At 43.5% G+C, this 14,314-nt stretch carries 15 protein-coding genes; 7 read left to right on the top strand and 8 right to left on the bottom strand.

Annotation, left to right across the window (positions count from 1 at the left end; genetic code table 11):
• Nucleotides 1-8 precede the first annotated feature (8 nt).
• On the bottom strand, nt 9-803 hold the full coding sequence (locus tag EO131_RS10885; RefSeq protein WP_127021769.1) for a DUF2797 domain-containing protein: 795 nt from the start codon (nt 801-803) through the stop codon (nt 9-11).
• A 97-nt stretch (nt 804-900) separates the two neighbouring features.
• Between EO131_RS10885 and EO131_RS10880 the strand changes: the two genes are divergently transcribed.
• The 4 genes from EO131_RS10880 to EO131_RS10865 all read left to right on the top strand — a co-directional run bounded on the left by EO131_RS10880 (nt 901) and on the right by EO131_RS10865 (nt 4,840).
• On the top strand, nt 901-2,412 hold the full coding sequence (locus EO131_RS10880) for a GH3 auxin-responsive promoter family protein (protein ID WP_127021768.1): 1,512 nt from the start codon (nt 901-903) through the stop codon (nt 2,410-2,412).
• Nucleotides 2,413-2,423: 11 nt separating this feature from the next.
• Complete coding sequence (locus EO131_RS10875; protein ID WP_127021766.1) at nt 2,424-3,560, top strand: helix-turn-helix domain-containing protein; 1,137 nt, start codon at nt 2,424-2,426, stop codon at nt 3,558-3,560.
• 79 nt (nt 3,561-3,639) lie between these two features.
• Nucleotides 3,640-4,092, top strand: a complete 453-nt coding sequence (locus EO131_RS10870) for a hypothetical protein (RefSeq protein ID WP_127021764.1) — start codon at nt 3,640-3,642, stop codon at nt 4,090-4,092.
• Between the two features lie 199 nt (nt 4,093-4,291).
• On the top strand, nt 4,292-4,840 hold the full coding sequence (locus tag EO131_RS10865; protein ID WP_127021762.1) for a hypothetical protein: 549 nt from the start codon (nt 4,292-4,294) through the stop codon (nt 4,838-4,840).
• Here EO131_RS10865 and clpX read toward each other — a convergent pair.
• From clpX to EO131_RS10830, 7 genes are all read right to left on the bottom strand, one after another.
• Nucleotides 4,837-6,072: an ATP-dependent Clp protease ATP-binding subunit ClpX gene (clpX, locus tag EO131_RS10860; RefSeq protein ID WP_127021760.1), complete on the bottom strand. Its 1,236-nt coding sequence runs from the start codon at nt 6,070-6,072 to the stop codon at nt 4,837-4,839. The two genes, EO131_RS10865 and clpX, sit on opposite strands and share 4 nt — an antisense overlap.
• A 91-nt stretch (nt 6,073-6,163) precedes the next feature.
• Nucleotides 6,164-6,841 carry an ATP-dependent Clp endopeptidase proteolytic subunit ClpP gene (clpP, locus tag EO131_RS10855; protein ID WP_127021758.1) on the bottom strand — a complete coding sequence of 226 codons (678 nt, stop codon included), beginning with the start codon at nt 6,839-6,841 and terminating at the stop codon, nt 6,164-6,166.
• Between the two features lie 87 nt (nt 6,842-6,928).
• The gene (gene tig / locus EO131_RS10850; protein WP_127021756.1) at nt 6,929-8,251 is read right to left on the bottom strand and encodes a trigger factor; all 1,323 of its coding nucleotides are present in this window, start codon (nt 8,249-8,251) and stop codon (nt 6,929-6,931) included.
• A gap of 99 nt (nt 8,252-8,350) precedes the next feature.
• Nucleotides 8,351-8,695, bottom strand: a complete 345-nt coding sequence (locus tag EO131_RS10845) for a phage holin family protein (protein WP_127021754.1) — start codon at nt 8,693-8,695, stop codon at nt 8,351-8,353.
• Between the two features lie 77 nt (nt 8,696-8,772).
• The gene (locus EO131_RS10840) at nt 8,773-10,272 is read right to left on the bottom strand and encodes an SGNH/GDSL hydrolase family protein (RefSeq protein ID WP_127021752.1); all 1,500 of its coding nucleotides are present in this window, start codon (nt 10,270-10,272) and stop codon (nt 8,773-8,775) included.
• Between the two features lie 136 nt (nt 10,273-10,408).
• Complete coding sequence (locus tag EO131_RS10835) at nt 10,409-11,179, bottom strand: alpha/beta fold hydrolase (protein ID WP_127021830.1); 771 nt, start codon at nt 11,177-11,179, stop codon at nt 10,409-10,411.
• Nucleotides 11,179-11,895: a pyridoxine 5'-phosphate synthase gene (locus tag EO131_RS10830; protein WP_127021750.1), complete on the bottom strand. Its 717-nt coding sequence runs from the start codon at nt 11,893-11,895 to the stop codon at nt 11,179-11,181. Before EO131_RS10830 ends, EO131_RS10835 begins: the two co-directional genes overlap by 1 nt.
• Nucleotides 11,896-11,979: 84 nt before the next feature.
• Between EO131_RS10830 and EO131_RS10825 the strand changes: the two genes are divergently transcribed.
• The 3 genes from EO131_RS10825 to porG all read left to right on the top strand — a co-directional run bounded on the left by EO131_RS10825 (nt 11,980) and on the right by porG (nt 14,314).
• Nucleotides 11,980-12,636, top strand: a complete 657-nt coding sequence (locus EO131_RS10825) for a CBS domain-containing protein (RefSeq protein ID WP_127021748.1) — start codon at nt 11,980-11,982, stop codon at nt 12,634-12,636.
• 1 nt (nt 12,637) lies between these two features.
• Nucleotides 12,638-13,519 carry an NAD kinase gene (locus tag EO131_RS10820; protein ID WP_127021746.1) on the top strand — a complete coding sequence of 294 codons (882 nt, stop codon included), beginning with the start codon at nt 12,638-12,640 and terminating at the stop codon, nt 13,517-13,519.
• A gap of 111 nt (nt 13,520-13,630) precedes the next feature.
• Nucleotides 13,631-14,314: a type IX secretion system protein PorG gene (gene porG, locus EO131_RS10815; RefSeq protein WP_127021744.1), complete on the top strand. Its 684-nt coding sequence runs from the start codon at nt 13,631-13,633 to the stop codon at nt 14,312-14,314.

The following is a 14,314-nucleotide window of genomic DNA, read 5'->3' as shown; positions in this document are numbered from 1 at the left end:
CCAATGCTTTAGCTGAAATCTATCCCTACATAATACCCTTCGTTCCCCCGCACATTAAAAACGGTACTGTCCTCAAAAATGAGGTATTGCCCCTTAATGCCCTTTAGTACGCCTTGGTAGTCCGGTGTTTTGTCCAAGTTCAAACTTTTCACTTTTTCAGGATACTGCAATACGGGAAAATCCAGATGGGTCTCATCATTGGTATCGATAAAGTAGTCAGCTGCTTCGTCGGGGATGTAGGCTTTCAATTTGTTGCGCCATTCCACAAGATCTACATCCTCAATGCGGTTGGTGAGCATTTTTTGCCAACTTGTCTTGTCACTTACATGATCTTTAAGGGCAACTTCCGTGATGCCGGCCAAGTATCGATTGGGCGCCTCCACAATCTCAATGGCTTCGTGTGCGCCTTGGTCGATCCATCGGGTGGGTACTTGCGACTTTCGGGTGACCCCAACCTTAATATTACTCGAATTGGCCAAATACACGATATGGGGCTGCAATTGCATCTGTTTTTCATAGTCCAGGTCACGGTCTTCCTTGTCCAAATGGGCCGTGCTCAATTCCGGTTTCATGATCCAATCGCCCGCCAATGGGGTCTCAAAAAAGCAGGATTGACAAAAACCCTGTCTGTAAATAGGCTTATCTTCACCACAATTTAAACATTGGTGTTTGATGAACTGTATTCGTATTTCCTTGTCCAATGCCTGGTTCAAGTTTAAATAATCGTTTTTAAATACCAGAAAATACTGAATGGGATGACCGTTTTCGGTCCGCATTTTACGGAGGACTCCTTCGTACAACATGTTGAAATGAATGTTTGGTTCGAATTTGAAAATGAATGCCAGAAAAGCTATTTTAGCTATTGCACCCAACTAAATTTCTTGGTTAAAGATACCTAAAATGCCAATACCTTTATTCAACTCCATTGCTTCTTGGTTATTGAGAAAGCGCTATCATCAGATCGAGCTTTTTCTAAAATATCCGCTGGATGTGCAGGATGAGGTATTGCGACAACTGATGGATTTTGCCGAGGACACCATGATCGGCAAGCAATATGGATTTCGGGACATGCCTAAATATGATGAGTTTCGAAACAGGGTGCCCATTGTGAGTTACGAAGACATTGCGCCTCTTATCGAACGAACCCGAAGGGGCGAACAGAACCTGTTCTGGCCCACGAATATCAAGTGGTTTGCCAAAAGCAGTGGCACCACGAATGCCAAGAGCAAGTTTATACCCGTGAGCAACGAAGCCTTGGAGGATTGCCATTACAAATCGAGCAAAGATCTGTTGTGCCTTTACCTGAACAACAATGAAAACTCGCAACTTTTTACAGGTAAGAGCCTCCGGTTGGGCGGCAGCAAGGAGTTGTACGAGGACAATGGGACTTTTTTTGGCGATCTCTCCGCCATTTTGATCGATAATATGCCACTTTGGGCAGAATACAGCAGTACGCCCAGCAACAAAGTGTCACTGATGAGTGAATGGGAATCCAAATTGGAGGCCATCATTGAGGAAAGTATTCAAGAAAATGTGACCAGTTTGGCCGGAGTGCCTTCGTGGATGTTGGTATTGCTTAACCAAGTGATCCAAAAAACAGGGAAGAACCATTTGTTCGAAATTTGGGAGAACCTGGAAGTTTATTTTCATGGGGGAGTCAGTTTTATACCTTATCGAGATCAATACAAAAAATTACTGCCTAGAAAGCGTTTCAATTATTATGAAACCTATAATGCGTCGGAAGGCTTTTTTGGCATCCAAGATCGAAACAATGCGGATGATCTTTTGTTGATGCTGGATTACGGCATCTTTTACGAGTTTATACCTATGGATGCCGGCGAAGACCACGAAAAGGCCATTCCCCTTTGGGATGTGGAAATCGGGGTCAACTATGCCATTGTGATTACGACCAACGCCGGATTGTGGCGGTATAAGATCGGGGATACGGTGCGTTTCACTTCAAAAAATCCGTATCGGATTAAAATTACGGGAAGGACCAAGCACCATATCAATGTGTTTGGTGAGGAGCTAATCATTGAAAACGCGGAGGAAGCCTTGAAGCAAATTTGTCAAAAAACAGAGGCAGAGATCATGGATTATACCGCAGCGCCAGTTTTTATGACCGGAAAGGAAAAGGGAGCCCACGAATGGATCATCGAGTTTCGCAAGCCGCCAAAAGATGTGAATTACTTTACCGAAGTGTTGGACAATGCGCTAAAAGCCTTGAATTCGGATTATGAAGCAAAACGGTATAACAACATTACCTTGAAAATGCCAAAGGTGCATGTAGCCCGAAAAAACCTGTTCCACGATTGGCTGAAATCGAAAAACAAACTGGGTGGACAACACAAAATTCCAAGATTGTCCAACAATCGGGAATATATTGACGAACTACTGCGGATGAACGTATAAAAACCCGAACTATGAATTTTGAACGGATCTTTGATTTTTTTCTGATTATCGGGGCCGTTCACGGATTTCTTTTTGTTATTGGCACCTTTCTCTCTCGCAAAAAGGTCGAATTGCAGGTCTTTTTCCTGAATATGTTCGTGCTGTTTCTGTCCCTGAACAATTTTCAGACCTGGTTGCAACAAAAGCAATTGATTTTAGCTGATTTTCTGGACGGGCATTTTATTTTTCCCTGGTATTTGTTGATAGTACCTGCATTTTATGCTTTCTTGGTCTATTACCTGCAGATTGAAAAAAAGCGATGGCCCTTTGTGCGAATCTCATTGGCGCTCTTTCTTTTGGCCATTGTGGCCAGGCTGATCGTCATATTTCTGGTAAAAAGGGAATTGGCGCCTTTGGCATTGGTGCGGAACTATAATCTGGCTGAGGATATCATCGCATTGAGCTATTCCATTTTTCTGTATGTCAAGTCAATCCGATTGGTCTTTAAATACCAAAATCTCTACCCGGAAATATTGAAGATGGATAATCTCAATTGGATCAAATGGTTTTTGCGACTGGGTGGTGCGGTATTCTTTTTTTGGTTGTTTGCCGTTGTTGTGAATACCATGGCGGTAGAGCAAAATCCGTTCTACAGTTATTATCCCCTCAGGTTTTTTTCTTCCCTGCTCATTTATTGGGTGGGTTACCAAGCCTTTTTCCATTATGTGGTTATGAAGGATAGGATCGGTTTAAGGGCCCACTTGGCAAAAAATGCCAGGGCTGGAGTGCTGGAGTACAAGAGGGAGACCGAACCGGGCCTACGTACTGCATTCGACACTGTGGACGAATATGTGCGTTCCAACGAAAGGTATTTGGATTCTTTGATCGGGCTGAACGGTTTGGCTGATGAACTGAATATGGGGACAAGCAAGCTTTCCAAAATCATCAATGATCATGCCGGGGAAAGTTTTACGGATTACATCAACCGGAAGCGAGTGGCCAAGGCACAGGACATTTTGGTCGACCCGGAATATGACCACTATACTATTGTTTCCATCGGCTTGGAGTGTGGTTTCAATTCCAAATCGGCATTTTATGCCTCATTCAATAAAATAGCTGGGTTATCTCCCCAAAAATTCCGTAATCAAAGGCGACTTAAGGTGTCCTGATATATCCAAATTGGAAGATTTGGGACTTTTTTAATTCAGGCATGGGTAGTTTGCGTTCAGTAACCAAAATCAACTGAACATGAAACGAATTATTCTAATTGGAATGCTAATTACAAGTGGTATTAGCAATGCACAAGAAAACCTGATTTATGGGGAATTGGGTGGTGCAGGTCCCATTGTATCGATCAATTATGAACGACAGTTCTTCCAGGAATCCCATTTGAACTTGCGGGCCGGACTTGGTTTTTACACGGGTTGGTATAGTGGACTAAGTGCTCCATTGGGGCTCTACTATCTACAGGATTTAAATAAAGGCAATTACCTGGAATTGGGCATGACCTATACGGTGTTGCTTACCGGATGGGATGATAATGAAACGGGCGGATTTTTTCTTCCTGCCATTGGTTATAGAAAGTATTCCACGAACAGAAAAACCTTTTTCAAGATAACCTTTAATCCAATCTTTTTTGACAATGACGAGCCCTTTGACCTTTTGCCTTGGGGCGGCATTTCATTTGGGACCCGGTTTTAAATTCATAAAGGCAAGCAGCGCATTTGGGGATAATTGTAGTGGATGTATCGACATAATGGAATTTACGAAAACGTTTTCGTAAAATAGAAACCCTTTATCGGGCAAACGGTTCCTTTGAACAAATAAAAGCGGATTTTTTGCGTTTAATGATGAAATTCCCCATCTCAAATCACTTGAAAAACACAAAACCATTAAAATCATGGCAGAAAAACTTGTTGTCCTTTCCGATATGTGGGGGGCTAAAAAAGGACTTTGGATCACTTCTTATTTCGGGTATTTACAGCAGTACTATAACATCGACTTTTACGATTGTCAACAGTTGGGAGATATCGATGTGCCCATTTGTACAGAGGAGAATATCCATAACGCTTTTTTGAACGGAGGAATTGATAGGGCGGTTGCCAATTTGTTGAAGAAGGAAACTGAACCGGCCCACTATTTGGCCTTTAGCACTGGCGGTACCATAGCCTATAAAGCAGGTTTGCAGGGATTGCCCATGAAATCGTTAACGGCGATTTCAGCAACAAGAATCCGTTTTGAAGAGCAGCGACCCAATACCCAGCTGAATTTGATTTATGGTGAAAGCGATGCATTTAAACCCTGCGAAAAATGGGCACAACAATTAGGTATTGACCTAAATATTGTACCCAATTTTGGTCATGATATGTATTCCGACGAAAAAATTATTTCGGAGGTTTGCCTGAACCTATTGGAGCAAGTGACTAAAAATATGGTAAGGTCCCATTAAGAAACTACCTTCAATTTTTTGATGGTCTCGTAGGAAAGCTTTTTCTCCGCATAGGCTTTGTTCACCTTAAATTCGGTTTCTTCCGAACTGGGTAATTCAAACATGGCATCGGTGAAAATGGCTTCACAAAGCGATCGTAATCCCCGTGCACCCAATTTGTATTCCACGGCTTTTTCCACGATGTAATCCAAAGCCTGATCGGTAATGGAAAACTCGATACCGTCCATGGCAAACAATTTTTCATATTGTTTGATGATGGCGTTTTTCGGCTCCGTTAGAATGGCACGCAAGGTTTTGGAATCCAAAGGATTCATGTGGGTCAAAACTGGAAGCCTACCAATGATTTCCGGAATCAAACCAAATTCCTTAAGGTCTTTTGGGATGATGTATTGAAGGATATTTTCGTTGTCCAATTGCTCGTCCGCCTTAGAAGCGCTGTATCCGACGGCCTGCATGTTCAATCGCTTGGTGATGATGCGTTCGATACCATCAAATGCTCCACCGGCCACAAATAGAATATTTTCGGTATTCACCTCGATAAACTTTTGATCGGGGTGCTTACGACCTCCTTTTGGCGGTACATTCACAACGGTTCCTTCCAAAAGCTTCAACAAGCCTTGCTGTACCCCTTCACCTGAAACATCGCGTGTAATGGAAGGGTTGTCGCTTTTCCTGGCAATCTTGTCTATCTCATCGATAAAAACGATGCCTCTTTCGGCCTTTTCCAAATTATAGTCCGCAGCTTGAAGCAAACGGGTCAAAATACTTTCCACATCTTCACCAACGTAACCTGCCTCGGTCAACACCGTCGCATCCACTATGGCCAAAGGCACGTTGAGCATTTTTGCAATAGTCTTGGCTATCAGGGTTTTACCGGTGCCGGTTTGCCCAACCATGATGATGTTACTCTTTTGGATCTCCACATCATCTTCCTTGCTTTTGGGCTGTAATAGTCGTTTGTAGTGGTTATACACCGCAACCGACATCACTTTTTTGGTCCTTTCCTGTCCTATTACGAAGGTATCCAGAAAGTCCATGATCTCCAGCGGCTTTTTAAGCACCAACTCTGAGGAAAGGTCCTGGGTTTTGGATTGTTTGGACTCTTCGGCTACTATACTGTGGGCCTGTTCTATGCATCGATCACAAATGTGAGCGTCCAAACCGGCAATCAATAAATTGGTCTCCGGTTTTTTTCTACCGCAAAAAGAACATTCCAAATTTTCTTTTGCCATATAATTTGTACTATTCGACCATTATAAACGCAAAAATAATGCGTTTGGTCTATGCTAAAAGCTTGTTTTTTAATTAATTGCCGGGTGTTTCTTATTTTTCCCTGCGTAAAACCTCATCGATCATTCCGTATTCCTTGGCTTCTTCCGCCTTCATCCAGTAATCGCGATCACTGTCGTCATACACCTTTTCGAAGGTCTGGCCGGAATGCTTGGAAATGATTTCATACAGCTCATCCTTGATTTTCAAAACCTCTTTGGCTGCAATCTCGATATCGCTGGCCTGGCCTTGTGCTCCGGACAATGGCTGGTGGATCATGACCCTGGAGTGGGTAAGACCACTTCTTTTGCCGGCCTCTCCGGCACAGAGCAAAACAGCGGCCATGGATGCGGCAATGCCGGTACAAATGGTCGCAACATCCGGTTTAATGAACTGCATGGTGTCGTAAATGCCCAATCCGGCATAAACACTTCCTCCAGGCGAGTTGATGTATATCTGGATATCTTTTGATGCATCAGCACTTTCGAGGAACAGTAGCTGTGCCTGGACAATGTTGGCCACCTGATCGTTGATTCCCGTGCCCAGGAAGATGATACGGTCCATCATCAACCTTGAAAAAACATCCATCGCAACAGCATTCAATTGTCGTTCTTCAATGATGTTTGGGGTCATGTTCATGGGGTACATGCTGCTCATGATCTGATCATAGTACATGCTGTTCACCCCATGGTGCTGGGTAGCATATTTTTTGAATTCTTTTCCGTAATCCATAGGATCTTGCTCGATTTATCTTAAAAAAAAGGTGCCGAAAAATTAGCTTTTCGGCACCGTAAAGATACTTAATTTTCTTTTAGCCGACTAGCTATAGGCCTCCTTGATGAAGTCATCATAGGATACTTCCTTCACCTTGAGGTTTGCTTTTTCCTTGTAGAGGTCCAAAAGCTTTTGGCTCATCAATTGTTCCGAAAGTCTTCTTACTTCATCCTGATTGCCCAAAACCCGTGCTGCAATGCCTTCCAACTCTTCATCTTTTGGATCCATGTGGCCATATTGTGCCATTTGGGACTTGATGAAGCCCTTGGCGAATTCCTTCAGCTCTTCAAATTGAACTTGTAGGTTGTTTTCTTGGATGATCTTTCCTTCGATCAATTGGTACCTAAGTCCTTTTTCAGATCTTTCGAACTCTTCTTTGGCCTCATCATCGGACAACATTTTTTCACCACTTACCTGAATCCATTTTCTAAGGAATTCCGCAGGAAGGTCAAACTTGGTCTCATCGATCAATTTTTCGGTGATGTCGTTCAACAATTTTTGGTCGGATTGCTGCTCGAACTGTTTTTCTGAATCTTCTTTGATACGTTCCTTAAGTTCCTTTTCGGATTTTACATTGTCCTTGCCGAACAATTTATCGAAAAGTTCCTGGTCCAATTTGGCAGGTTCCCTTTCGTTGATTTCCTCAATGGTAAAGGTGACCTCTGCGTTCAATTTGTCGGCCTTGTCACGGCTAATGCCCAAGGCGCTGGACAACAGATAATCTTCCTTGAACAAACCTTTCGTGGAAATCGACACGGCATCCCCAACTTTTTTTCCAAGAAGGGCATCGATGGCTTTTTTGGCCTTTAGTTTGCTTACCTCGATGGTGGTCTTGTTGTTGATGTCCTCTGTTTCATTTACAAAAGTACCGGTTACTTCATCGTTCTTGCCAACCTCTGTCTTGGAAACCAGTTTTCCGTATTGTTTTTGAATACGTTCCACTTGCTCGTCGATCATTTTTTTGTCGGCTACGATTTTATATTGGGTTACCGCCTTTTTGGTCTTCAGGTTTACCTCAAAGCTAGGGGCGAGGCCCAATTCAAACTCAAAGGCAAGATTGTCATTTTCCCAATCGAAGTTGTCTTGTTGTTTTGGCAGCGGATTGCCCAAAACATCCAATTTTTCCTCGGTAAGGTATTTGTTTAGGTTGTCTTGGAGCAGTTTGTTCACTTCGTCCACCAAAACTGCCTTTCCGTATTGTTTTTTGATCAAGCCCATAGGAACCTGGCCTTTTCTAAAACCGGGAATGTTGGCTTGTTTTCTATAATCTTTTAGGATCTGATCTACCTTGTCTTGATAGTCTTCTTTGCTAATGGCGACTTTTACAACTGCATTAAGGTCGTCAATCTGCTCTTTTGTAATATTCATCTACTGCCTAATTTGCTATTCAAAAATGGGATGCAAAAGTAATGCATTTTTGGTTTGTCGACAACTTTTTAACCCCTTGAATGTCAAACAAAACGAATTCTATTGGTCTTCCTTTAAAACGGAGTGCAAAATGGCCTGTAAAAAGGCCAGTAACAAACTGAAGATTATGGCCCACCAAAAGCTGGCAACCTGAAAACCATCAATAAGGTCGGCAGCGATCAAAATGATGATCGCATTGATCACCAAAAGAAAAAGCCCCAAGGTGAGCACGGTGATCGGCAAGGTCAAAATGACCAATAGCGGTTTCACCAAAAAGTTCAGAATACTGAGCACCACGGCGACAATAATGGCGGTAAGCATGGAATCGACCCCTACACCTGGAAGAATATAGGACAGTATGACCACGGCAATGGCGTTGAGTAAAAGACGCATGATTAGTTTCATATAATAACGAATTTAATGTTCTGTACATAAAAAAGGCACCGCTAAACGGTGCCTTTAAGATACTAAATTAAGTTTGTCTAGTTAATATACAAGCCGGTATAATCCAAAGGATTTACACCGGGAAGATTAGAACCATATTTGGCGTTGATCGCTGCAACGAAGGCATTGGCCAATATGGCATAGCCCCTTGGAGAAGGGTGCACACCGTCCAACGAGAATCCACCCCCTGTTGCGAAAGTTGCGGTCACCACACTACCATCGGCTTGTGGGAAACCACCATTTTTAAGATCGTTAAGCAAGGTATTGGCATCCACAAAGGCTAGGTCATAAGATGCGGCCAAAGCAGCAATGGTTTGGTTATAAGCTGTCAATGCGGTTTCTACTGCGGCTTGTTCCTCCGGGGTCAATACCCATTGGTCGCCCAAAGGAACTCCAACTCCATTCACAGAGGCTGGATTGTTTGGATCTGCCAGTGTGCCGATAAAACTCCTTGAGGTCAAAACCATAAGATCGTCAGCAGTGGCCTGTCTCATATTGATCAATGCTGGATTAAAGCCAGTCAAATCAGTCAAATCTTCATCGATGATCACAACGGCGTTGCCTTCACCTGCGGAAAAAGAGATGGTACGTTTGGCCAATTCCTCAGCGGAAATTAGTCCCAAACCTTGAAGTTGGGCCAACCCTGCATTGTAGGCACCATATGCGGACATACTGTTCAAGAATTCGGCAGTAGCGGCATCCAAAGGAATTGGATTGTGGGGTACCGTGGTGAAATAAGGAATATCGGTAACATTGGGCAAATTGGCAATAACACCCCCGGCCCCATTGGCCGTCATGGCCTGTAGCATAAGATTTAACGCATTGGCAAAAACATTGGGGTCGGTAATGTCGTTTCTAGAATAAGTGGCTGGATTAATGTTTCCAGTTTGATCCACTCCAGTTCCGCCACCAGTGGCATACAATAAAATGTCGTTGTTGCCTGCCCACAAGGAAAAGAATGATGCGCCTTGGGCAGCGGCATCGGTAATCACCGAAGCGGATTCAGAAGAAGAGAACCTTGCAAAATAAGGATTCGCAGTACCCATGGCCACACCGGCCACACTACCATAGCCATCTGCCAACAATTCATAACTTTTTGCGCCGGGGACTCCCATATTGTTAAAAGGGCCAGCCAATTTATTGGATACTTCAGTACTTCCTTGCCCTGCAACCGGAGTTGGTGCCGCACCACTTGGAAGGAAAGCCAAAATCAATCTGTTACCTGAAATGGGTGTTCCACCAAGTGTCATACCTCCCAAGTTGTCTGCCATAAAAGGAATTTCAAAAGATCCTCCACCGGCCAGTGCAAAGTTGGCTGCCAACATATTTGGAAAAGAAGCCTCTTGTCCGGCCTCAAAAAGGGCGTTGTCAGAATAACCAGCGGTCAATGAGTTCCCGATGGCAACATAGTTGGAGAAATCAGCAGTACCTGATGTATATTCAACCGGCGTGGGTTCCGGAGTTTCCACTACGGTGTCGTCTTCGCATGCAATCAAGAATAGGCCTAAAAAAGGAAGTAAGGCATACAACTTTTTCATATCTAAAAATCTGTTAGAGTTAGTTTATGTTAATCGTTATGGTAAAACCAGAATAAACCAAATCTATATCAAATTTGTTATACAGACAATTAAAAGCACAAAAAAATTATGCATGCATAATAAAAACAGGTAAATTTTATGAATTTAAAAATGCCATGCTCTTTTCAAAGAATTGCTCCGGGTTTTCCGCATGTAACCAATGACCAGCCCGATCAATGGTTTCTATTTGGGCATTGGGGAAGTGTTTTTTGATGTCCGAAGCGTCTGTGGGCATGATGTATTCCGACCGATCACCCCTTAAAAATAGGGTAGGGCCCTCGTAGACTGCAGTGGCGGAAATGTTGTCTCCGATTTCATCCATTTTGTTTCGAAGCACTTCAAAATTGAAGCGAAATCCCAACTTGCCTTGTTCCACCCAGTACAGGTTTTTCAATAAAAAGGCCCTAATGCCAAAATCCTTGATGTATTTGGAAAGTTCCTCGTCGGCTTCCCGTCTGCTTGCGATTTGGTCGAAATCCAAATGGGAAAGTCCATTAAAAATGAAATCGTGATGGGGCGGATAAAATTTAGGGGCAATATCCGCAACGATCAATTTGCTTACCCGATCAGGTTCGGATGTGGCCAACTGCATGGCGGTCTTGCCGCCCATGGAATGGCCCAATACAATTGCAGAGGGGATATGATGATGGTTCATGTACCGGACAACATCCTCTGCCAACAACTGGTAGTCAAAATCGGGGGAATGGAAACTTTTACCATGATTGCGTTGGTCGATCAAGTGCACCTGGTAGCCTTTCTCGGCATATTCGGTACCCAAGGTCTTCCAATTGTCCGACATGCCCAAAAAGCCATGAAGGATGAGAAAGGGTTGCCCTTCGCCCAGTATTTTGGAATGCAAAATTTCCATCATTTCAATCGGTGTAAATACATGTTGATGACATTCTCCAGTCCCAAATATATCGATTCACAAATCAAGGCATGTCCGATGGATACTTCCAAAAGGTTGGGGATGTGCTCTTTAAAAAATTTGATATTGTCCAAACTTAGGTCGTGTCCGGCATTTAATCCAAGACCAACTTTATCTGCCATTTCAGCGGCCTTGATAAACGAGGCTATGCTTTCTTCCTTCTTTCCTAGTGCAAACAAATGGGCAAAACTTTCGGTATATAATTCCACTCGGTCAGTCCCCGTGGCCGCGGCACCTTCCACCATCTTTTCGCTTGGATCCACAAAAATGGAAGTTCGTATGCCATTTTCCTTAATGGTTTGGATCACATCTACCAAAAAATCTTTGTGTTTAATGGTGTCCCAGCCTGCATTCGAGGTTATGGCATCTTCGGCATCGGGTACCAAGGTTACCTGGGTCGGCTTCACCTCCAATACCAAATCGATGAATTTTGGAACCGGATTCCCTTCGATATTGAATTCAGTGGTGACCACCTTTTTCAGATCTCGGGCATCTTGATAGCGGATATGTCGTTCATCTGGCCTGGGGTGGATGGTAATCCCCTCGGCCCCAAAAGATTCGATATCCTGTGCCGAGGTAATCAGGTTGGGTACATTGCCCCCGCGTGAATTCCGAAGGGTGGCCAGTTTATTTATATTGACGCTAAGCTTTGTCATGGAGTCCATTTAGATGTGCAAAAATAAGAATTAGGCACGCCTTTTGCCATGAAAAATTAGTAATTTGCACCTAATTGAAGCGATATGTACATTCAAGACCAAATAATAACGACCGTACCCGTTTTTGAAGTTTCCGAAACGTTGAAGGAGGTGATCCAGTTTTTTGAGGAGACCACGTATTCCCATGTGGCCGTAACAGAGAATGGTGTCTTTTTAGGGCTTTTATCGGAAATGGATTTGGCTTGTTTCGAACCTGAAAAGTCCATAGAGGAATTTCGATATGAGTTGGAGAATTTCTTTGTGACCAAGGAAACGGCGTGGTTGGATGTGTTGGAAATGTTTTCCAGGAACGAGGCCAATATATTACCCATTTTGGATGAGGCGCAATTGGTTTTGGGTTATTACGACTTGGAAGATATCGTTGGGGTCTTTATTGACACTCCCTTTTTTAGGGAGCCAGGGGCTATTTTGGTCATCTCTACAGGTATAAAGGATTATTCGTTCAGTGAAATAGCCCAAATCGTCGAGAGCAATAATGCTCGATTGTTGGGTGCCTTTATCACTGGTTCGGAAAACGATGTGGTGCAGATCACCCTAAAAATCGGTACACAGAATATGAACGAGGTGGCACAGACCTTCAGACGCTATAACTACACCATCATTTTTGGAAACAGTGACGATCAGTTCCTCGAAGATTTGAAGCAACGATCGGATTATCTGGAAAAATATCTCAACGTATAACATGAAGGTAGCCATTTACGGTCAAGCTTTTCAAGAGGAGGATAAGCGATGTGTGGAGGAGTTATTGGAGGAGCTCGAAAAGTTGGATGCCCAGATATTTGTCGAGGAAAATTTCAATTCACTCATTTCCGGGATAACAAGCAATCATATTAAAGGTACGTTCAATCAATCCAAAGGATTGGACTCCACTTTTGATATGTTCGTAAGCTTTGGTGGCGACGGTACCATGCTGCGGGCTGTAACCTACATCAAGGATTACGGTATTCCCATTGTTGGGGTGAATACGGGAAGGTTGGGATTTTTGTCCACCTTTAAAAAAGAGAATGTACGTAAGTTGGTCACAGAATTTGTGGCCGGACATTATACCATTGAAGAACGCACCTTGGTCGAGGTGGACCTGAACTCCGACGTGGATGCCTTCAATGGGCTCAACTTTGCCTTGAATGAGGTTACCGTAAGCCGTAAGGATACCACTTCCATGATCACCGTGGAAACCTATTTGAACGATGAGTACCTCACTTCGTATTGGTCCGATGGCCTAATTGTTTCGACTCCCACAGGTTCCACGGGATATTCCCTGAGCTGTGGAGGGCCAGTGATCGCGCCTTCGGCAAAATCTTTGGTGCTTACGCCCATTGCACCCCACAACCTGAACGCCAGACCCTTGGTAATTTCAGATGATACCGAGATTCGTTTAAAAGTATCAGGCCGGGAAAAAACCCATTTGGTCTCTTTGGATTCGCGTATCGCCGATATTCCCAACGGAAAGGAGATTCGTGTCAAAAAATCGGATGTGACCATTAAAATGATCGAGTATACATCTGAAAGCTTTTTGAAAACGCTTCGCAATAAATTGCTTTGGGGGGAGGATAAAAGGAATTGAACCGGTTCAAAACAATAAAAGGGGCGAAAATCTGTTTAACAAGGGAGAACAAACCAAAAGCAATATCTATTGACCTTCCTTTACCCTTAATTCGTAATTTTTTTTGATCGTATGCGAATAGTATTGGCTGTTTTTCTATGCTGTATGTTCAAGATGACCGCGCAGACCTATGAAATTGGATTGTTCGCGGGCGGTGCCAATATGATTGGTGATGTGGGGCGAACGAATTATCTCTTGCCCTCGGGACCTGCCTTTGGGGGAATCTTTAAATGGAACAAGGGAAAACGCTATGCTTGGCGCGGAAGTGTCATTTATGGACAAGTAACCGCTGACGATTCCAAATCCCATATGCAATCCCGTCAACAGCGGGGATATGTGGTCGATAATTCCATTTTGGAATTTTCTGCCGGATTGGAAATTAACTTTGTGGAATACAACTTGCACAAGCTCGGACCTGCCTTTACACCCTACCTCTACACGGGAATTACCTACTTTAGGTACGATTTTAATTATTTTGATGCCCTTCAAGTGCAGGATATTAACCAAAAAGACGGTAGTTTTGCAATTCCAATGACGGTTGGGGCAAAATACCGGTTGAGTCAGTTCCTGATTCTCGGAGCCGAAATTGGGGCCAGGTATACTTTTACGGACAATTTGGACGCAAGTAATCCCGAGGGCTCCAATTTTGAGGAATTCAGGTTTGGGAACATTTTGAGCGATGACTGGTATGTGTTCACAGGTTTTACGTTGACGTATACCTTTGGACGCAAGCCCTGCCAGGATTGTTTTCAATAA

The organism is Flagellimonas beolgyonensis (assembly GCF_003992615.1).
In the GTDB taxonomy this organism is placed as follows: domain Bacteria; phylum Bacteroidota; class Bacteroidia; order Flavobacteriales; family Flavobacteriaceae; genus Flagellimonas; species Flagellimonas beolgyonensis.
This window is presented reverse-complemented; position numbering and strand designations above follow the sequence as displayed.